This is a genomic window from Croceimicrobium sp. (assembly GCF_965228705.1).
Taxonomy (GTDB): Bacteria; Bacteroidota; Bacteroidia; order Flavobacteriales; family Schleiferiaceae; genus Croceimicrobium.
The window spans coordinates 1,838,303-1,857,513 of sequence record NZ_OZ245832.1; the positions used below are offsets into that span (position 1 = coordinate 1,838,303).

Sequence of the window (19,211 nt, forward strand, 5' to 3'; positions counted from 1 at the left end):
TAAACAAAAAAAGCCCTTCAACTCAAGGCTGAAGGGCTCTAAATTTTAGGAACTTGTAATTACAAGCCGTTCACGTACAAGGTTAAGCTTGACTTCAAGTTAGAAGCTTTCTTATCGTGAATGATGTTTTTCTTCGCTAATTTGTCTACCATAGCGATAACTTCTGGAAGACGTTTTGCAGCAGCACCCTTGTCGGTTTCTTCACGTAAAGCACGAACGGCATTACGAGCAGTTTTATGCTGGTAGCGATTCAACACACGCTTTTTTTCGTTAGCGCGAATTCTCTTTAATGCGGACTTGTGATTTGCCATAACTTTTTACTTGCAGCCCCTAGGAGAATCGAACTCCTCTTTCCAGGATGAAAACCTGGCGTCCTAACCGATAGACGAAGGGGCCTTGGGTGTCCCGTTTAATTTTGGGAGTGCAAATGTAAATGCATTTTAGAATTCCGCAAAGGGTATGAGCTAAATTTTTGAGCTTTTTTCTGCATTTTTTCTCAAACGACTGAAATCCAGCCTCATTATTTCATTAGTATGCCTTTGCAAAAATCACCCGACCCTTACTTGGAGCTCCTGTGTAAACACATTTACCCTCTTCTTGCTGCTGATTCAATGGAATACAACGAATCGTAGCTTTGGTTTCGGCCTTAATTTTTTCCTCGGTTTCTGAGCTCCCATCCCAATGAGCCCAAACAAAACCACCTGCTTCAATCTTAGTTTTAAAATCATCCCAATCATCCGACTTATAACTATGACTTTCACGGAAGGCCTTTGCCTTTGTTAAGAGATTGGTTTGTATTTCTTCCAGCAGAGTAGCCACTTGATCTTCGAGACCATCTACAGACACTACTTCCTTACTTAAGGTATCGCGGCGTGCCAGCTCTACAGTATTATTCTCCATATCGCGGGGTCCCATGGCAATACGCAGTGGCACTCCTTTTAATTCGTATTCAGCAAATTTCCATCCTGGCTTATGGGTATCACGATTATCAAACTTAACCCGGATACCTTTTGCTCTCAGGCGACTTTGAATTTCATTTACTTTCTCCGATATCTGATCCAATTGCTCCTGCCCTTTATAAATAGGCACAATCACTACCTGATAAGGAGCTAAATTAGGAGGCAGCACTAATCCCTGATCATCAGAATGGGTCATAACCAAGGCTCCCATTAAGCGAGTACTTACGCCCCAGGAGGTTGCCCATACATATTCCTCCTTACCTTCTTTTGATGCGTATTTCACATCAAAGGCTTTGGCGAAATTTTGCCCCAGGAAGTGACTAGTACCTGCCTGCAAAGCTTTACCATCTTGCATCATTGCTTCAATGCAATAAGTCTCCTCAGCCCCGGCAAAGCGCTCACTTTCTGTTTTCAAACCCTGTATTACGGGAATCGCCATAAAGTTTTCTGCAAAATCGGAGTAGATCCCTAACATGGTTTCTGCTTCTTCAATCGCTTCTTCGCGAGTAGCATGGGCGGTATGACCTTCTTGCCAAAGAAATTCAGCTGTGCGCAGAAACAAACGAGTTCTCATTTCCCAACGCACAACATTTGCCCATTGATTTATCTTTAAGGGTAAATCTCGGTAACTTTGAATCCAGTTTTTATAGGTATCCCAGATGATAGTCTCGGAAGTAGGGCGAACAATAAGCTCTTCCTCTAAACGAGCATCAGGGTCTACCACCACACCTTTACCTTCATCATCATTCTTTAAACGATAATGCGTAACCACAGCACATTCTTTAGCAAAGCCCTCAACGTGGCTCGCCTCACGAGAGAAAAAGGACTTGGGAATGAAAAGCGGGAAATACGCATTTTCGTGTCCGGTTTCTTTAAACATGCGGTCGAGTTCGGCTTGCATTTTTTCCCAAATCGCAAAGCCATAGGGCTTTATCACCATGGAACCACGAACGGCGCTGTTCTCTGCAAGATCTGCACGAACCACCAGTTCATTGTACCATTTAGAATAGTCTTCCGATCTTTTCGTTAACTTCTGAGCCATGAATTTTGTAAATGGTATGGAGTTTGTTTTATTCCTATACGGCAAAACTAAGTATTTAACGAATCCCTAAAATGAAAGTCATGAAAAAGCTAGTCACCTACGCCTTTGCAAGCATCTTCGCATTAAGTGCTTGCGGCTCCAAAACTCAAACCGTAAATAATTATTACGACGACGGTCTGTACTCAGAGCCAGGCTACGCAGAAAACACTCCAGCTAGCCAACAAAATGACTTCAGCTTGGAAGATGTTGATCCTGATTCTCAATCAGCAGAAGAACTGGATTATTATGATCCTAATGATAATTCAAGTACCAACCAGTCATTAGCTGGAAATGGCACTACAGTTATAAATAACTATTACTCTCCTAGTTTCCGTAATCCGGGATGGAACAATAACTATTATTGGAATGGTTACGGATGGAATAACTGGGCTTTTAACAATTACTACTACGACCCATTCTTCGATCCCTATTATTGCAGTGCCTGGGGTCCTTCCTGGGGATTCCGTTGGGGATACAGCTCTTGGGGATGGAGATCCAGATGGGGATGGAGTGCCGGATGGGGCAACGGATGGGGTCCTGGTTATTACGGCGGTGGATGGTATGGCTACAATTCCTATTGGGCCGGCTATAACAATGGATACTATAATGGTGTTTATGATTCCTACTACGGCCGCAATCGTCTATATACTGGCCCACGTGGCAGCTATGGCCGTGCCGGATCTTATAATGTAGCAAGCCGAGGTGGTGTAACCAGCCGTAGAACAGCTTATGCAACCACCGGCAGAACCACTCGCGGTAAAACCAATGCCACTACTTCCGGAAGAGTAAATCGCTCTGAAGTTCGTAGCAGTCGCTTTAGCACCAATAATATCAATCGTCGTTCGGCCAGTACTACTTCAAGGGTAAGTACCTCTGGCAGAAGCACTGCCTCAAATAGTAGTGCTGTGCGTACCAGTCGATATACCAGTAATGTGAATCGCAGCAATGGCTATACTGCAACCCCCAGCGGAAGAAGTACCAATGCTACTCGTACCAGCACTAGCACTCGCGGTTCAAATTACAGCAACCCAAGCCGAAGCACTACTCGTACCAATACTATAAACCGGAGCAGTCAAAGTCGAGAAAGTAACCGTGCTCAAAGCTCAGGAAACAGCAGTCGTTCCAATAGCAATTATCAAAGTCGCAGTCAGAGAACTCAGACTTTCCAAAGGCAGAATAATAGCAATTCGTCTAATCGCTATCAGTCCGGCAGCTCCAGAAGCAATAACAGCAACCGTAGTTATACCCCTTCAAGCAACAGCCGTAGCAATAGTAGCAGCCGCAGTTACACACCTTCTAGCTCTAGTCGCAGTAATTCAAGCTCTTACAATCGCTCCTCAGGCTCTTCACGAAGCTCAGGATCTGTAGGTCGTTCATCGTCAGGTTCTTCACGCAGTAGCAGTGGTAGCAGCCGTTCATCTGGCTCAAGTCGCTCTTCAGGCTCCAGCCGCTCAGGCCGCGGACGATAGACTATTTGAAACCTAAAAGAAAACATTACAGATCATGAAAAAGCTAAGTCTCTTGATTCTGGGTCTCTGCTCTGGTTTACTTAGTGCTCAAACGGCAGATGACGTAGAACTCTTTCAACTGAGAAATTTACACGGCACCCCCCGATACACGGCAATGGGGGGTGCTTTTACTGCCCTGGGCAATGATTTCAGCGCCTATAGTATCAACCCTGCATCGGCAGCCGTTAACCGCTACAGCGATCTGGGTTTTACGCTTGGATTTAATAATCGCAATGGACAGTATTCTAATTTTTACGGACAAAAAGGTTCCGAGAATAATCTCAATGTAAATTTTGAGAATGTAGGTTTAAACCTCATCCTTAACCCCGATGATGCCAATCGTTTTTCACTCGCATTTAGTACAACTAAGCTCGCCGATTTCGACCGTAGTTTTAATCTAGACGGATTAAGTAATAGCTATACTTTAGGTCAGTACTGGGCAGAAAGTTCTGCAGGACAGCATATCGACAATATTAGCTGGGATGCCTATGCCGCCTGGCAAGCTTACCTCTTAGTTTCTACTAATGACACCATAGACCCTGACGGCTTTGCTTACGGTGAAGACGATGGAAATGGAAATATCATTGCCAACAGTACTCTCCGATATACCTTTAATCAAGACGGATCATTTAATGAAACCAATATCGTGATGGGACTGGACCAGGGAGGAAAAGTCTATTATGGATTATCATTTGGTTTCCCCACTCTTAGTTTCCGCAGGGAAGAGTTTATCACAGAATACAATCTTAATAACTCGAACCCTCCTTACAGCGCAAATCAATATACTTTTCGTCGCTTAAATGACATCTATGCGAATGGCTTTAATATGAAGTTTGGATTCATTTACCGCCCCATACCCGAATTACGCATCGGTGCATCCTATCAAAGTCCTAGTTGGTATACAGTAAATCAATTTTACGAATCCGATGTAGAAGCAAACTTCAATCAAGAACCATACTCTGGAGTTGGCACTGCCACTCAAAGTGATATCCTTGAAACTGGTCAATATTCTTATCGTCTGCGTTCTCCGGCTATTTATCGCGCTGGGGTGGCCAGTGTTATTGGTAAGTTCCTAATATTAAGCGTGGACTATTATTATCAAAATCAAGCCAATACCCAATTGTACACCAATAATAATAGTTTCAACATCAGCGAAAGCTTACTGCAAACCGATTATCAACCGGGTATTGATCAATTATACCGCAATGGCCGACAAACCATTTCAGCCGGTGCCGAAGTAAGAATCAAAAAGATCTTCTTGCGAGGAGGATATCGATATGATGAGTCTGTTTACGATAAAGCATATCAAGATAATACTGTTGGAGCCATGCAGTCTCTAAGCTTTGGATTAGGCTATAAAAGTGGCCCTTGGAGTTTTGACCTGGCCTGGATTAATAGCAGTCGGGATCGTAGCTATGCTCTTTACCGTGGTATTGATCAAAGCAATCAAAGCTTTGAGGTACTTCAGGATTTGAATATGACGGAAGTCTCTAACAACATAGTGGCAGGCGTCACCATGAAATTCTAATTAGGCCGGCTCAATGCCGGCTTTTTTTTCATCCCCTTTCCTCTTTCAATGGCGCTATGAAATATGAGCATCCTTGAAATTGTCTTAAATTCGGGCCTCTCTTTAAAGCAACCAAAAATTAAGAGTATGCTCCGAATAAAATACCTCCTTCTCAGCACTTTACTTGCCCTGGGAATACAGGCTCAAGATTCCTTGGTTGACAAGGTTTCTCTAAATGGACTCAGTTTTAGAAATATTGGACCTGCCCTTACATCAGGTCGGATCGCAGATATAGCTGTGAACCCTAAAAACTCCAGTGAATATTATGTAGGAGTAGCTAGTGGCGGACTTTGGAAGACTACTAATCACGGGACGACCTTTAGCCCCGTTTTTGATTCACAATCCTCCTACTCCATTGGTTGTGTAGCTATTGACCCTAAAAACCCCAATGTAGTTTGGGTGGGTAGTGGCGAGAACAACAATCAACGTTCCGTTCCTTACGGTGATGGGCTTTATAAAAGTTCGGATGGGGGCAGCTCTTGGAAAAAGGTAGGCCTGGAGAACTCAGAGCATATTGGTATGATTGCCATTCATCCAGATGATCCCAATCAAGTATTTGTAGCGGCATACGGCCCTTTATGGAGCGCTGGTGGAGATCGTGGAATTTATCGAACTACTGATGGCGGCGCTAATTGGGAAAAAGTTTTGGATGTTTCCGAAAACACCGGTTTTAATGAAGTTCACTTCGATCCAAACAACCCTATGGTATTGTATGCCACAGCTCATCAACGTCGCCGTCATGTTTGGACTTATGTTAGCGGTGGACCAGAAAGTGGAATTTATAAGAGTACGGATGGTGGTAAAACCTGGAAAGAATTAAAGAAAGGATTACCCTCCGAAAAAGGTCGAATTAGCTTGGGCCTTAGTAAGCACAATCCTGATTTGCTTTATGCCATGGTAGAAGAACATGGTTTCTATCGTAGTGATGATCGTGGCGCTTCCTTCCGAAAGGTAAATGACTACAATACCAGTGGAAACTACTATGTAGAATTAGTGGTGGATCCTAAGAATCCTGAAGTGGTATATTCCATGGACACTTATATGCATGTGAGTCGCGACGGAGGTCAAAGCTGGAATCCCGTTCCTGAAAACAACAAACACGTGGATAATCACTGCCTTTGGATCAACCCTAAGGACACAAAGCAAATGATTGCCGGTTGTGACGGCGGATTATATGAAACCTGGGACGGCGGCCAAAACTGGCATTTCAAACCCAATTTACCAGTTACCCAATTTTACCGTGTTGCTGTAGATAATGCTGAGCCCTTTTACAATGTATATGGAGGCACCCAAGACAATTTCAGCTTAGGTGGTCCTTCACAAACCATTAATTCCAGAGGAGTCGTAAATTCTGATTGGTATGTTACCAATACTGGTGATGGCTTCGAAAGCCAAATTGACCCTAAGAACCCAGATATTGTATATGCCCAGGCGCAATATGGATGGTTGGTGCGCTACGATCGCCGCAGTGGCGAATCCGTTGGAATTAAACCCAGCCCAAATAAAGGCGAAAAGGCTTACCGCTGGAATTGGGACGCGCCTCTTTTAATCAGCCCACACAATCACAAACGCCTGTATTTCGCCGCCAATAAAGTTTTCCGCAGTGATGATCGCGGTGATAATTGGACGGTAATTTCTCCCGATTTAAGTCAGCAAATTGATCGCCACAGCTTAAAAGTAATGGGCAAGGTGCAATCTGTTGATGCCATTGCCTATGATAAATCAACCTCCGTATATGGCAATATTGTGGCTTTAGATGAATCGCCTCTCAAGGAAGGGCTGCTCTACATTGGCACCGATGATGGATTGATTCAAGTTACTGAGGATGGCGGTAAAAACTGGCGTAAAATCAGCGAATTTCCGGGAGTACCCAAAAATACCTATGTCAACCAGGTATTAGCAGATTTATTTGATGAGAATACGGTTTATGCCCTATTCAATAATCATAAAAACGGAGATTTCAAACCATATGTACTAAAGAGTACGGATAAAGGGGCTAACTGGACAAACATAAGTGCCAATTTACCGGAGCGAGGTTCAGTGTATGCCATGCGTCAAGATCATATTAAAAAAGACCTGCTTTTCATTGGTACAGAGTTCGGCGTTCAGTTTAGTTTAAATGGCGGAAAAAGTTGGCGAGCCTTAAGTGCGGGCTTACCCACTATCGCTATTCGGGACTTAGATATACAGCGTCGTGAAAACGATTTGGTTCTAGCTAGTTTTGGACGTGGCTTTTATATCCTGGATGACTATAGTCCCTTAAGAGAATTAAAGGAAGGAAATCTTCAAAATGAAGCCCACCTCTTCCCCACCAAAACCACGAAACTATTTTTTGAGGCCAGTCCACTTGGCTATGGTCAAAAAGGATTTATGGGTGCCAGCTATTATGCAGCCCCTAACCCTAAGCGAGAGGTTTGTTTCAATTTGTATATCAAAGATTTGAAACAAGGCCTAAAAGCCAAGCGAAAGGAAATTGAAAGCAAAGCCAAGAAGGAAGGAAAAGATATAGTTTACCCCAGTCTTGAACGACTGAAAGCTGAAAATGAGGAAGAAGCTACTTACCTCTTATTTGTAATAATGGATAAGGAGGATAAAGAAATTCGACGTTTCACCAGTCGTCCTTCGAAAGGCCTGAACCGTTATTATTGGGACGGCACCTTAGGAAATCGTGCTTATGCAAATTCAAGGGGCGAGCCTTTCACCTCAGCAGGATCCGCCAATTTAGCGGCTCCAGGAACTTATCAGGTGGAAGTATTTATCTCTGAAAATGGCACCTTAAGGCCCTTGAATGTAAAGCAAAGCTTCCAAATCGAATGGCTCAATAACAATACCTTCAAAGCCTCGGACTACAATAAGCTCCATGAATTTCAGGATAGCCTGGAAACCATGCGAAGAGAAATTGTGGCTTTAAATCAATTACACAGTAAGCTGGAGAAACGCACCAAAGAGTTGAAGGCCTTAGCTCGAAACACGCCAGGTGCGCCTTTAACCATCCTCAATGATCTTCAGAAAATCGAGCAAGATCTGGATGTACTATCCGTTAAATTGGGCGGAGATGCTATTCGAGAGAAATACAATTTTGAAACAGCTCCAGGATTAATGCAGAGATTGAATTCCGCTATTTGGAATTCCTATTCTACCAGTTCCGCTCCTACCGGTGAGCAACGTAAAAACTTGCGAATCCTAAATCAAGAACGCCTGCCTTTAGAGACAGAAGTCAAACGTATTAAGAAGGAATTGCAAAATTTCTACAGCATACTTTTAAATAGCGGAGCCCCTTATCTGGAAGGCGAAATGGATTAAAAACCATTCAACCACACTAAAAAGCCACCTTTTACGAGGTGGCTTTTTCATTTATTAAAGACTGATAATCTGTTAATTACCTATTTGAATTGCAAAACTTGCCTTTCCATTTACTTTCCAAAGGCAAAACCTGCACATGCCTATCTAGAGGATTGAGCAAAATTGAGGTCATCAAAACCAACCTTAACCAAACAAAAACCGATGACCTATCGATTAAATCTGATGCGAAGCCTGGGAATATTCCTGGCTTCGCTTTCGCTTTCCGCGCAAGATTCGAGTAACTACTTCAATGATAGCACTGCTGCTCGCTATCGCTACGACTTAGAAAGCCATCAATACGCTACCATTCCAATCGGTACCAGTATTCATGATATAGATCCTCTAGAAAAGGAGCTACTGAAACCCCTAAACGATATTCAAAAAATAAGCTCAGGTATAAACCATTCCAACGAGCCCTATTTCGAAATTCAAAACATCCAAAACGGTTCCGTGGAAGATTGGCTGATTAAACCCTATTACCAACTACTTAGTCCACATGGAAGCTATGGCTTTGATTCTCTGGGAAATGAGGTTTACTACTTTCCCTATAATTCGGTGGAAAACATTGAGATTCAAGATCAGATCAATAAAATTCAAATTGAAGGCTTTCAACCGATCATGCTCTTTTTTCCTAATAAAAGAGATGATTTTGTACAGAATGCATTAGACCAGGGGGCAATTATGTTAGATCATTCGAATAATGCCTTCACACTAATTCTTGGCGACGACGAAGTTCGAATTGAACCTGAAACAAAAACGATATTTAATCGCTACCGAATCGAGAACACCCAATATGAAATCACTACAACCTATACTCTTCTTTCTCCATACGGCTATGTCCCAATCTGGGAGAAAGAAAGTCGGCAGCGATTAGATTTAGATCAGCCCATAACACTGGTAAATCAACGGACCTTTCGAAATCATGTTATTGAAGATCTTTATGATAAGGTTGAAAAATATACCGACAAAGCTTATTTACAAGTATACCCGAACCCAGTTGAATCTGAATTTGAAATAATACTTCGAGGCATTCCAGAAGCACAGGTAAGCCTGATCCAGATTCGGGATCATTTTGGAAATATTCTATACAGCTATTCCAATCCTACGGTTGACCAAAACACCATCTATCTAAATGGGTCTGATTACCCTCCGGGCGTACTAATCCTATTGGTCTATACCCAACAAGGCATTTTCACCGAAACCCTAACCAAAATCTAAGTCATGAAATTGCTTTACACTTCGCTTCTCAATCTATTTCTAGCCTCTTCGATATTTGCTCAGATAGAAGTTATTTCAACAGATTCCTTACGACTTATTGATACTGATCCAGAAGGAGGAAGCTCTGGCGCTCTGATTGGCGGATCTACACTTCTCAATTCGGATAGCAGTTTAGTGGGCAGGAAACTTGTCTTCTGGATTCATGGCTTAGCAGGCAATGAACATTCTTGGAACCGCATACAAGCATCCACAGAAAACCAAACAGGCAATCCTATTCCCAATTACCCAGAACGAAATGTAGAAGGTTACGCCCTTAGTTATGAGGGCAGTGAAAACTTGAATATCTTTCAATTAGGCGGCCATGTAAATAATGGTTTGATGGAAACCTGGCGAGTTTCTATCCCACGGCGCGATACCCTTGATGTTCGAAACAATTTTGCTATCGCCCATAGTCAAGGTGGCATAGTCGCTCGCGCTATTCGCTACATGAATCTAATAGATTCCTCAAACTATCATTGGCAATTTGGAGCCTTAGCAACATTTGGCAGTCCACACGGAGGAGCCCAAATCATTAATTCTACTCAGACCGGAGGGCTTGTCCAAACCTGGATTGATAATGGTTGCAAAAAAATCTCAAGAGGTGAAATTCAAACATTCGTAGGTACGCGTTGGTGGCTGGATCTAATTATTAGTAACAATGCCGTAGTATCCTTCTCCAATCTCACCTGCAATGGGCTCAACAAAATGGCCTTGCCCATATTAATCAATGCCATAAGGAAACCGGTTGGTGCTGACTATGCTGTAGGAGCTAGTAACCTGGCGAAACTGGATAGTATGGCTTATTTAGACACCATGAAAGTAGTCACCTTTTATGGTGTAGAGCAGGAACCCGTGCTATGGAGAACTATCCATAGTATGACCTATACCAAAGACTCTTCCATTGCGGGCAATCCTCTTTCTACAGATCCTTTTGGATTAAATGATGATGATGAGCTCCCAATATTTGTCAATCATAAAATATCGAGCTATCACGCAAAATGGTCAAGCCATAATTCAAGATCAAATCAATTATGGTATCAAATCACTTTGCAGGGTAAAAATGAAAAGGAGAAAGCTGAAATCTATCGAAATGCCCATGATTGGTTGGCCTATGCAAATCTCAATTGGAAGCGATTCATTGGCGCTCGGAAAGACACTACTTATATCGATGGTTACCATTGTGAATGTCTGGTAAATCTTGGAGGAACAGATGGTTATCAGTTCAGCTATCAGCATGTTCAAAATCCCAGTGATTGCAATGATTCATTGGCCGTCAATTGCCAGGCTAATCCTAAAATCGTTCATACGGTAATTGAAGAACCTAATGACGGGGTAGTTCCGGTTTCCTCGCAAATTGGGTATCCAAATCGATTTGATTCATATCTCATGGAAAACACTAATCATATGCAGGAAAGGAATTGTGATGAAACAAAAGCTAGGTTAAATCAACTATTCAATGGTTTCTATGGTAGCACCTATAAACTGGATAAAAAATGAAATACATTTTAGCTCTTACCTTTATTTCAATTCTCTGCTGTTGTAAAAAAGATGGCCCAAATCCAAGGCCCAAAAAAGTGGAATCTTTAGATATCATCTGGAAAACGTCCATAGTCCCAGATCCCGAAATTAATTCCACAATTGCAATGCCTCCAATTATAAATGATGACCAAATCATTTTTAATACGCGCAGCGAACTCCAAGGTTCTATTGCTCCTGTACTTTTCCTTGACACTGCTAACGGAAGCTTAGTAAAAACTTGGTCTGACTATATTGATGGAACGGCTTACTACAGTGATGAGATGGCAGCTCACGAAAATAATTTCTTGTGTTTAAGTACTCAAAGATCTATTGATTGCATAAATCTCGAAACTCAAAATACTCAATGGCACAGTAAGGTGATAAATAATGGCCCTCGTATTTATACATTCAAAGGTTATGTTTATGCGAGTATCGATTACAATAATGAATCTAGCGCAGCTATTCTACGAAGTCCCTTGAATCAAGAAAAATGGGAGACCGTATTTTCCTTTACAAAAACGGATCGTCGATTACCCTACTTCGACGCAATGGGTTTCGGCCAATTAGCAAATGGTGATGATGTCATTGTGTGGAAAAACCGCAGTTATGTGTACGGAAATGGCACTCTAGATCGAACAGACATATTCGCTTACAATTTAACAGCGGATACCTTGCTCTGGAGGAATATGGATATGGAAATAAATTCTGGGATCATCCCTCTTAAAGTCAAAGATCAAAGAGTATTTGGTCTTGTAAAGAATCATGTTTTCTGCATGAACTTAAACTCCGGGGATATGATATGGATTCGAGATGCCAGAGAAATTGTAAAGCCAACTTTGGATTTTGGCTTTTTTGCCGGAGATCTTCATCTTACCTCAGATGCTGTTGTATTTAAAGGAGATAGTGATGAAATTATTGCAGTGAACCAATCCAATGGAGCACTTAGATACATCCGCCAAGATGTAACTTGGGGATTTGAAGATCGATTTAGCGTTTACGATGGCAAACTTTTTTTCACCGGAGGATACCAATTTGTGGTTTTTGATCCAGAAATCGGAGAAGTACTCTATAACGAGGATTTAAGCCATCAGTTTAAAACCATTCGAAGCAGAATCGTATTCGACCCTATACGCCCTGTCATGTATTTTCACAATGGTCGCGAAGCCTTTTGCGTCAAAATACCTGATCTAGATTAACCTAAACCTGACCAAATGAAAACCTTTTTCCTTTCGCTTTTCCTCTGTTCTCTTTTATTTCAAAGTGCCAAAGGGCAACTCCTGGACTCCTCGCATCATAGACTTAGCCTCAGACCACTTTCCTCCTACAGCCCCAAGTTTCCGGATGTCACTAATCAATTCACATATGGAGGGATATCCATTAGCGCATTTGCCCCCTTTAAAAATGCTAATACCGGTTTTAACATTCAATTCTCCTTAGATGTTGGGAATATTTCCATGGAGGAAGCAGGTACTATAGACTTGTTTTGGAGCACCAGTAACTATTCTATTTCTGCAACAGGCAACTTTTTCACACCTTCTGTTTACGCTGGGCTATGCAGCTTAATTCCATTAAATAAAAACTGGACTTTAAGCTGCTCTGCAAACCTTGGTGCCTCTATGGGTATAGTTTTACTCGACTCCTATGTAACAGTAAATAATGTAACAGATTACAGTTCTAGTATCGAGGAACTGCTTAGCATAGGAAACCTATTTGAATTAGGCTTAGTCCATAGCAGTAAAGCCAAAAGTGGCTATGAAATCGGGATTAGCTTCACCTTGCCTTGGATAATCGAATCTTATTCTGAGCCTAATACTTACTATAGTTATGGACTGTATTATAGTTACCTATTTTTCTAACCAAAATTCAGATTTGCTATCTCTTCAAGCTTGATAGACACCAATGTATTTCAATCTATAGGACTGGCTGATTTTAAACGAGACCAAAGCACCTTTGCATAATCAAGTGATTATAGTTTCCCCTTATCATCCCTTGTATCAGTGTCCGTTTACACCCTTATTTTATATTACCTTTGCCGGCTCAATTCATTGCGCAAGCCGCATTCTAATTCATTGACGGTGAACACTGATAACTCCATTAATTCCCACGACGAAGAAGGGGATTTACATATTTCAAATAGCAATATTGAAACTCCACTCAAAGCCAATGCCTTTGAGGTGGATGATGCTACTAAAATCCAGGTGATCCAAGAACATTTTGAAAAAATTATGGATACCCTGGGACTTGATCTTCAAGATGATAGTCTTAAAGGCACTCCCAAAAGGGTGGCTAAAATGTTTGTCCAAGAAATCTTTGGTGGCCTGCATCCCGATCGTAAACCAAGTGCCAGCACCTTTGAAAATAAGTACCAATACGGTGAAATGCTGGTTGAAAAAAATATCGTGGTTTACTCCACCTGCGAACATCATTTTCTACCTATCGTTGGTCGTGCACATGTCGCCTATATCTCTAAGGGTCGAGTAATTGGACTTAGTAAAATGAACCGCATTGTTGACTATTATGCAAAGCGTCCTCAGGTTCAAGAACGAATGACCAAGCAAATTGTGGCAGCCCTTCAAGAAGCTCTGGGGACAGATGATGTTGCCTGTGTAATTGACGCTAAACACCTTTGTGTTAATTCACGTGGGATACGCGATATTGAGAGCAGCACCGTTACTGCCGAATTTGGTGGTGCTTTTAAAGAGGAGGAGAAAAAACGCGACTTCCTCGACTACATTAATTTAGACACACATTTCGGAGCCTAAAATTTAAGATCATGGCCTTATACGAGGAAAACGACTTATACCTCTACAATTCACTAAGTCGAAAAAAGGAAAAGTTCAATGCCCTAAATGCGCCTCACCTGGGTCTCTACGTTTGTGGACCTACCGTGTATAGCGAAGTTCACTTAGGGAATTGCCGCACCTTTATTTCCTTCGATATGATATTCCGCTACCTCAGTCATTTAGGCTATAAGGTGCGCTATGTTCGAAATATCACCGATGCCGGTCACCTCGAAAATGATGCGGATGAAGGCGAAGATAAAATCAGCCGCCGTGCTCGTTTAGAGCAATTAGAACCCATGGAAATAGTTCAGAACTACACCCTGAACTTCCATAAAGTTTTAGAGCAGTTCAATAATATCCCTCCATCCATTGAACCCACCGCTACCGGTCATATCGTTGAACAAATCGATATGATTCAAAAAATCATCGATGCAGGTTTAGCCTATGAAAAAAACGGTTCCGTTTACTTCAATGTGGCTAAGTACAATGAAAGCAATAACTACGGGGAACTAAGTGGTCGCAAGATTGAAGAATTAATCAGCGGCACCCGCGAACTCGATGCCCAAAGTGAGAAGGATAGTCCTTTGGATTTTGCCATCTGGAAGAAAGCCAGCCCCAGCCATATTATGCGCTGGAACTCCCCCTGGAGTGCAGGTTTCCCTGGATGGCATTTAGAGTGTTCCGTAATGAGCACTAAATACCTGGGCGAAGAATTCGACATCCACGGTGGTGGCATGGATTTAAAATTCCCACACCATGAATGTGAGATTGCTCAAAACCAAGCCAGTACTGGTCATAAAGGACCACGTTATTGGATGCACGGCAATATGCTTACCCTGAACGGGCAAAAAATGAGCAAGAGTACGGGCAATACCTTAAGTCCGGGAGAACTTTTTAGTGGTGAAACTGACAAATTAGATAAAGGCTTTCATCCTACTGTAGCCCGCTTCTTTATGATGCAAGCGCATTATGGATCGCAGCTTGATTTTAGCAGTGAGGCCCTGGAAGCCGCCGAAAAAGGTTATTACCGATTAATAGGAGCCTGGAATAATTTACAAAAGCTTATTCCTGGTGAAGGTGCAGACTTCAATGTCGAAGAATGGCAAAAGTCCTGCTATGCCGCAATGAATGACGATTTTAATACCCCCATTTTAATATCGCAATTATTTGAAGCAGCTCGCTTCATTAATAGTCGTGGGGAAGAAAATAGTGGCTTGAGCACTGATGATCTGGCATTACTTAAAAACACCTTTAGCATCTTTGTTTTTGATGTGCTTGGTTTAGAAGACATCACCCATAGCAATCAAGGGTCTGGCGACAAGCTCGATGAAGTAGTGCAAATTTTATTGGACCTACGTACTCAAGCCCGTGCCGACCGTAATTTCAGCTTAAGCGACACCATTCGAGACCAATTAGCCTCAGTAGGTATAGAAGTTAAAGACGGAAAAGACGGTAGTACCTTTAGCCTTAAATCTTAAAGTGATCGATTTTATCAAAAAGATAATCAGCTTGCCATTTATCCTTTTGGTACGAATCTATCAATACCTAATTTCGCCGCTTACTCCCGGCTCCTGCCGCCATACCCCCACTTGTTCCGAATATGCCGTTCAAGCCATTCGAATTTGGGGACCTATTAAAGGAAGTTGGTTGGGAATAAAAAGAATAGCAAAATGTCACCCTTGGGGCACTTCGGGCTACGACCCGGTTCCCGAAAAAGAGAAAAAGAATGAAAGTAAAAATTTGGACTAGTGCCCTATTAAGTGGCATAATCCTTAGCGCTTGTCAAGGTCCAACTGCCAATACTGCGCATAAACACAATGACGAGAGCAGCAGTACCCAAACTAAAGACAGTACTGCAACACTTCATTATGAAGGAGAAGGTCATTTGGCAAACATCCGCCAACTTACAGATGGTGGTGATAATGCTGAAGCCTATTTCAGCTTTGATGGTAAAATGGCCGTTTTTCAGAGCAATTTTAAAGATTGGAATGTTGACTGTGACCAGATCTTCTATTTCAATATTGAAGGTGATGATTTAATGAGCAAGCGCCCGCCAATGATTAGTACAGGCATGGGCCGAACTACCTGTTCCTATTTCTTACCTGGAGACAGTACTATTGTATACGCTTCTACCCATCTGGGTGCTGAGGCTTGCCCTCCGGAACCCGGTCATGAAGAAGGTTATGTATGGCCAATTTATGCCGATTACGACATCTTCGTTGCGGATTTAAAGGGCAATATCCTAGACACCTTAACCAATTCACCTGGTTATGATGCCGAACCTACCGTGAGCCCTAAAGGCGATCGAATTGTATTTACCTCAACTCGTTCTGGAGACCTGGAACTGTGGACCATGAACTTAGATGGATCAGACCAAAAGCAAGTTACCAGCGGCTTAGGTTATGATGGCGGAGCCTTTTTCTCCCCAGACGGAACGAAGCTAGTATTCCGTGCTTCTCGTCCACAAGGCGAAGAAGCTGAAGCAGAATACAAGGGTCTTTTAAACCGTGGATTGGTAAAGCCATCCAATATGGAGCTTTATGTTTGTAATGTTGATGGCAGCGATTTACAACAAGTTACCAAACTAGGAAATGCCAATTGGGCACCTTTCTTCCACCCTAGTGGTGAAAAAATAATATTCAGCTCCAATCATAAAACCAAGCGAGGATTTCCATTCAACCTCTTTATGATTAACGTAGATGGAAGCGGTTTAGAGCAGATTACTTTTGACGAACAATTCGATGCCTTCCCGATGTTCAGCCCGGACGGAAGCAAATTAATCTTCTCCTCTAATCGCAATAATGGGGGTACCCGAAACACCAATCTCTTTATAGCAGATTGGGTAGAGTAAAAGACTTCAAATTATTTTTCTCAAAGCACCTCCTTGAATTTTCATGGGGGTGTTTTTGTTTTGCAGTTAGGCAACCTTGAGGCAAGTAAAGGTCCAATTATAAAGACCTAATTACTTCGCTCTGAAATCAGATTTAAGCCTTTCTATTCAAAAACCTTGTGGGGAAAATTTCAATGATTTTGAACCACGTAACAATGGTGGTTTCTGTCAAGCTTGTCAAAAAACAGTTATCGACTTTAGTTCGATGACCAATGAAGAGATTAAAACTTTCTTTGAAAACCGTTCCTCAGAAAAAGTCTGTGGTCGCTTTAAGCAAAGTCAATTAAGCCACTTTAGTCCAAAGCCAGCACCTGCAAACAATTCAATTGCTTCCAGAGCAGCGCTTATTGGCTTACCCCTATTGAGCTTACTTCCATCTTCCTCATATTCCCAGAACACAGAATCCAAGCCGAGGATGGAACAAATTGATTTAGACAGCACTAAAAAAGATCCCGTGGATAGTACTTGGATCAACGGAACCATTGTAGATAAAGAAAATGGAGAAAGTATTCCTTTAGCAAACATCTTTCTTAAGGGTGGTACCGCAGGATGCAGCAGTGATTTTGATGGTCATTTCAAATTCCCACAAGCCTTAAAGGAAGGCGACACTTTGATGTTCACCTTTATAGGCTTCAAACCCTACCAATACATTGTTAAAGCCGATCAATCTGTACAAAACATAAAAATTCAAATGGAGATGGCCGCTAGCATAGAATGCGGATATATGGTCATGGGGGAAGTTGCTAGCAATCAAAAATTCGGTTCAAAACCCAGCTTATGGAAAAGAATCACCAGCCTATTTCGAGATTAGACATTGCATTATTCTTCATCATTTTCTGTCCCTTATTGCTGGGAGGCCAAATTGATGCTTACCGCTCCTTCAATTTCAAACAAGCCGATAGTATAGCCTCTCATTACTATGGGGTAGACCTAAGTAATCTACATGACTTAAGTCTGAAACTAACCGAGCCGTTGAACACAGATGTAGAACGATTTCGAGCTATTTACCTCTGGATTTGTCAAAACATTAAAAACGATTATCGAGGAACAGAAAGAGCAAGTCATGCCAGGAGAAAGTATCATTCTGATCCCAGTTCCTATCAAAAATGGTCCAACAAATTCCGAATGGAAAGTCTTCAAGCCCTTGCGAAGGAAAGAAAGGGCAATTGCTACGGTTATAGTTTTTTACTTTCTGAAATGTCTAAAATCGCAGGCATAGAATGTATCATTATCGGCGGCTACGGCCGATTAGCCAGTACCAATACCACCTCATTAGGCCTCCCAAACCATTCCTGGAATGCCGTCCTATTAGAGGGCAAATGGTATCTATGTGACCCCACCTGGTCTAGTGGTTATATTATCCATGATGGTCAGGTCGGTTTCTATGAAGCCCAATTCAATCCGGGTTACTTCCTTTGTCCACCTGAGCACTTTATCTTAAACCACCTACCCTTAGACTCAAACCAAAGCTTTTTAAACGAATCTCCCAGCAAGGCTAAATTTCTTTCGCGGCCAATTTTTTATGGAGCAGCCTTTGAACATGGCCTATTCCCCAATTCCGACATAGGCTTCGAAAACTTCTACTATCAAGGCGATACAATCGAATGGACCTTAAACTGGACTGGAAAAGAATCACCTAGCAATCTCACACTTGAAGTAGAAAGCGCCTTTCATAACTACCAATTACTTCTACAGACAGAATTTCATCCTGAACAAAAATACATTCGGATTAAATACGTCTTCGAGCGTAGTGGAAGTCGAATTCTCCATTTCAAATGGAAAGACGAAATCCTTTTCAGTTGCAAAGCTGAAATTTCCAAGTCCTAGCTAAACTTGAAAAATTACCTTTAGCCCCCTTAATTCATTGTTCAAAAACTAATAGCAACCCAATGAAAAAAGTGACTGGCATTGGTGGCGTCTTCTTCAAGAGTAAAGATCCAGAAAGTTTAAAAGCCTGGTATCAAAAACATTTAGGCTTTAGCACTGATCCTTATGGTGTGAAATTCGATTGGAAAGATGAAGGTGAAGCGGCTGAAAATGGTTATACCCTTTGGAGTCCCTTCCCCGAAACCACCGACTACTTCAAACCCTCTCAAAAGGATTTCATGATCAACTTCAGGGTTGATGACCTGGAAGCCTTAGTCGCTGAACTCAAGAAGGAAGGGGTTGAACTTATCGATGAGATCGCCACTTACGATTACGGCAAATTCGTTCATCTGCTGGACCCTGAAGATCATAGTATTGAGCTTTGGGAACCCATTGATTAAGAACTCTCTCTAATTCATCCCATATCTTTAGTGCTCAGA

General features: G+C 42.0%; 16 protein-coding genes and 1 tRNA gene. 14 read left to right on the forward strand and 3 right to left on the reverse strand.

What is annotated here, in order from left to right; translation table 11 throughout:
- Positions 1–59 precede the first annotated feature (59 nt).
- The 3 genes from rpsT to proS all read right to left on the reverse strand — a co-directional run bounded on the left by rpsT (position 60) and on the right by proS (position 2,001).
- Complete coding sequence (gene rpsT / locus ACO05P_RS08335) at positions 60–311, reverse strand: 30S ribosomal protein S20 (RefSeq protein ID WP_210759496.1); 252 nt, start codon at positions 309–311, stop codon at positions 60–62.
- Positions 312–324: 13 nt separating this feature from the next.
- A tRNA-Glu gene (locus tag ACO05P_RS08340) sits at positions 325–396 on the reverse strand.
- Between the two features lie 132 nt (positions 397–528).
- Positions 529–2,001, reverse strand: a complete 1,473-nt coding sequence (gene proS, locus ACO05P_RS08345; RefSeq protein WP_421754765.1) for a proline--tRNA ligase — start codon at positions 1,999–2,001, stop codon at positions 529–531.
- An 80-nt stretch (positions 2,002–2,081) separates the two neighbouring features.
- Between proS and ACO05P_RS08350 the strand changes: the two genes are divergently transcribed.
- From ACO05P_RS08350 to ACO05P_RS08415, 14 genes are all read left to right on the forward strand, one after another.
- Positions 2,082–3,509, forward strand: coding sequence for a hypothetical protein (locus tag ACO05P_RS08350; RefSeq protein WP_421754766.1), 1,428 nt, complete (start codon positions 2,082–2,084; stop codon positions 3,507–3,509).
- Positions 3,510–3,543: 34 nt separating this feature from the next.
- On the forward strand, positions 3,544–5,076 hold the full coding sequence (locus ACO05P_RS08355) for a hypothetical protein (protein ID WP_421754767.1): 1,533 nt from the start codon (positions 3,544–3,546) through the stop codon (positions 5,074–5,076).
- Positions 5,077–5,202: 126 nt separating this feature from the next.
- Positions 5,203–8,418: a VPS10 domain-containing protein gene (locus tag ACO05P_RS08360; RefSeq protein ID WP_421754768.1), complete on the forward strand. Its 3,216-nt coding sequence runs from the start codon at positions 5,203–5,205 to the stop codon at positions 8,416–8,418.
- A 201-nt stretch (positions 8,419–8,619) separates the two neighbouring features.
- The gene (locus tag ACO05P_RS08365) at positions 8,620–9,675 is read left to right on the forward strand and encodes a T9SS type A sorting domain-containing protein (RefSeq protein ID WP_421754769.1); all 1,056 of its coding nucleotides are present in this window, start codon (positions 8,620–8,622) and stop codon (positions 9,673–9,675) included.
- A gap of 3 nt (positions 9,676–9,678) precedes the next feature.
- Entirely contained in the window at positions 9,679–11,211 is a 1,533-nt protein-coding gene (locus ACO05P_RS08370) for a hypothetical protein (protein WP_421754771.1), read from the forward strand.
- On the forward strand, positions 11,208–12,428 hold the full coding sequence (locus ACO05P_RS08375) for a hypothetical protein (protein WP_421754772.1): 1,221 nt from the start codon (positions 11,208–11,210) through the stop codon (positions 12,426–12,428). The genes ACO05P_RS08370 and ACO05P_RS08375 overlap by 4 nt, the downstream gene beginning before the upstream one ends.
- A 15-nt stretch (positions 12,429–12,443) precedes the next feature.
- Complete coding sequence (locus tag ACO05P_RS08380) at positions 12,444–13,088, forward strand: hypothetical protein (protein WP_421754773.1); 645 nt, start codon at positions 12,444–12,446, stop codon at positions 13,086–13,088.
- A gap of 219 nt (positions 13,089–13,307) precedes the next feature.
- Complete coding sequence (gene folE, locus ACO05P_RS08385; RefSeq protein WP_421754774.1) at positions 13,308–13,994, forward strand: GTP cyclohydrolase I FolE; 687 nt, start codon at positions 13,308–13,310, stop codon at positions 13,992–13,994.
- 11 nt (positions 13,995–14,005) lie between these two features.
- Complete coding sequence (cysS, locus tag ACO05P_RS08390) at positions 14,006–15,493, forward strand: cysteine--tRNA ligase (protein WP_421754775.1); 1,488 nt, start codon at positions 14,006–14,008, stop codon at positions 15,491–15,493.
- A 1-nt stretch (position 15,494) separates the two neighbouring features.
- The gene (gene yidD, locus ACO05P_RS08395) at positions 15,495–15,764 is read left to right on the forward strand and encodes a membrane protein insertion efficiency factor YidD (RefSeq protein ID WP_421754776.1); all 270 of its coding nucleotides are present in this window, start codon (positions 15,495–15,497) and stop codon (positions 15,762–15,764) included.
- Complete coding sequence (locus ACO05P_RS08400) at positions 15,742–16,866, forward strand: TolB family protein (protein WP_421754778.1); 1,125 nt, start codon at positions 15,742–15,744, stop codon at positions 16,864–16,866. The genes yidD and ACO05P_RS08400 overlap by 23 nt, the downstream gene beginning before the upstream one ends.
- A gap of 454 nt (positions 16,867–17,320) precedes the next feature.
- The gene (locus ACO05P_RS08405) at positions 17,321–17,716 is read left to right on the forward strand and encodes a carboxypeptidase-like regulatory domain-containing protein (RefSeq protein WP_421754779.1); all 396 of its coding nucleotides are present in this window, start codon (positions 17,321–17,323) and stop codon (positions 17,714–17,716) included.
- A complete protein-coding gene (locus tag ACO05P_RS08410) occupies positions 17,683–18,732 on the forward strand; it encodes a transglutaminase domain-containing protein (RefSeq protein WP_421754780.1) in 1,050 nt (349 codons plus the stop codon). Before ACO05P_RS08405 ends, ACO05P_RS08410 begins: the two co-directional genes overlap by 34 nt.
- 62 nt (positions 18,733–18,794) lie before the next feature.
- On the forward strand, positions 18,795–19,172 hold the full coding sequence (locus ACO05P_RS08415) for a VOC family protein (protein WP_421754781.1): 378 nt from the start codon (positions 18,795–18,797) through the stop codon (positions 19,170–19,172).
- Positions 19,173–19,211 lie beyond the last annotated feature (39 nt).

Coding starts and splice junctions, on each gene's coding strand:
- rpsT (WP_210759496.1), bottom strand. CDS start 311: ATGGCAAATCACAAGTCCGCATTAAAGAGAATTCGCGCTAACGAAAAA.
- cysS (WP_421754775.1), top strand. CDS start 14,006: ATGGCCTTATACGAGGAAAACGACTTATACCTCTACAATTCACTAAGT.
- ACO05P_RS08380 (WP_421754773.1), top strand. CDS start 12,444: ATGAAAACCTTTTTCCTTTCGCTTTTCCTCTGTTCTCTTTTATTTCAA.
- proS (WP_421754765.1), bottom strand. CDS start 2,001: ATGGCTCAGAAGTTAACGAAAAGATCGGAAGACTATTCTAAATGGTAC.
- ACO05P_RS08375 (WP_421754772.1), top strand. CDS start 11,208: ATGAAATACATTTTAGCTCTTACCTTTATTTCAATTCTCTGCTGTTGT.
- ACO05P_RS08405 (WP_421754779.1), top strand. CDS start 17,321: ATGGAACAAATTGATTTAGACAGCACTAAAAAAGATCCCGTGGATAGT.
- ACO05P_RS08365 (WP_421754769.1), top strand. CDS start 8,620: ATGACCTATCGATTAAATCTGATGCGAAGCCTGGGAATATTCCTGGCT.
- ACO05P_RS08360 (WP_421754768.1), top strand. CDS start 5,203: ATGCTCCGAATAAAATACCTCCTTCTCAGCACTTTACTTGCCCTGGGA.
- ACO05P_RS08410 (WP_421754780.1), top strand. CDS start 17,683: ATGGAAAAGAATCACCAGCCTATTTCGAGATTAGACATTGCATTATTC.
- ACO05P_RS08355 (WP_421754767.1), top strand. CDS start 3,544: ATGAAAAAGCTAAGTCTCTTGATTCTGGGTCTCTGCTCTGGTTTACTT.
- ACO05P_RS08350 (WP_421754766.1), top strand. CDS start 2,082: ATGAAAAAGCTAGTCACCTACGCCTTTGCAAGCATCTTCGCATTAAGT.
- ACO05P_RS08370 (WP_421754771.1), top strand. CDS start 9,679: ATGAAATTGCTTTACACTTCGCTTCTCAATCTATTTCTAGCCTCTTCG.
- ACO05P_RS08400 (WP_421754778.1), top strand. CDS start 15,742: ATGAAAGTAAAAATTTGGACTAGTGCCCTATTAAGTGGCATAATCCTT.
- ACO05P_RS08415 (WP_421754781.1), top strand. CDS start 18,795: ATGAAAAAAGTGACTGGCATTGGTGGCGTCTTCTTCAAGAGTAAAGAT.